The sequence below is a fragment of the Caballeronia sp. dw_276 genome (assembly GCF_018449635.1).
Classification (GTDB): Bacteria; Pseudomonadota; Gammaproteobacteria; order Burkholderiales; family Burkholderiaceae; genus Caballeronia.
In genome coordinates this window covers 1-1,138 of record NZ_JAAVUV010000055.1, presented here as the reverse complement: position 1 = coordinate 1,138, position 1,138 = coordinate 1, and the positions used below count along the sequence as shown (strand labels likewise).

Sequence of the window (1,138 nt, the reverse complement as noted above, 5' to 3'; positions counted from 1 at the left end):
CGCTGTTCGAGGCACCGGTGCTGGCGGATCTGGCGAGACGGATCGAGGATGCGCGACAGGACGGCGAGCGGGCCTCGCTGCCGGCGATCCTGAGGGTAGATCGCGATCGGCCGCTGCCGCTGTCGTTCGCACAACAGCGCCTGTGGTTCCTCGACCAGCTGGAGCCGGGCAGCGCGTTCTACAACGTGCCGGCTGCGGTACGGCTGCATGGTGTGCTCGACGTGGCGGCTTTGCACCGGACGTTGAACGAAGTGGTGCGACGTCATGAATCGCTGCGCACGCGCTTCGTCACGCGCGACGGTGTCGCGGTGCAGGAGATCGCGGCGGTGCTGGAGGTGGATCTGCCGGTGCTCGACCTATCGGCGCTGGATGACGATAAGCGGCAGCAGCAGTTGCACGCGCAACTGCAGACGCAGGCAACGCAGCCCTTCGATCTGTCGGACGGGCCGCTGATCCGCGCCGCATTGATGCGGCTGGGCGAAGCCGACCACGTGGTGACGCTGACGCTGCATCACATCGTCTCGGACGGCTGGTCGATGGGTGTGCTGGTGCACGAAGTGGCGGCGCTGTACGAGGCGTTCGAACGTGGCGAGGCTTCGCCGCTGCGGGCGTTGCCCGTGCAATACGCGGACTACGCGCACTGGCAGCGCGAGTGGCTGAGCGGGGCGGTGCTGGAGCGGCAGCTGGACTACTGGCGCGGCCAGCTCGGGGATGCGCCGCCGTTGCTGACGCTACCCACGGACCGGCCGCGCCCGGCCGTGCAGCGCCATCGCGGGGCGATGCATCCCTTCACGATCGACGCGGCGACCACGGGCGGGCTGCACGCGCTGGCACGGCGGGCACGGGGCACGCTGTTCATGGCGCTATCGGCGGCGTTCGGCGTGCTGCTGGCGCGCCACGCCGGACAGGACGACATCTGCATCGGTACGCCCGTGGCGAACCGGCGCCACGCGCAGACGGAAGCGCTGATCGGCTTCTTCGTCAACACGCTGGTGCTGCGCCAGCGCATTGCCGGGCACGAGACGTTCGAGACGCTGCTGGCACGCACGCGCGAGGTCACGCTCGGCGCGTATGCGCACCAGGACGTGCCGTTCGAGCAGCTGGTGGAGGTCCTGCGCCCGCAGCGCAGCCTCGGCCA

The 1,138-nt window shown here is 69.7% G+C and carries 1 protein-coding gene; it reads left to right on the top strand.

Annotated features, from left to right (window positions below; all coding sequences use genetic code 11):
- The coding region (locus HB633_RS30580) for a condensation domain-containing protein (protein WP_213781856.1) at positions 1–1,138 on the top strand (1,138 nt) is incomplete at both ends.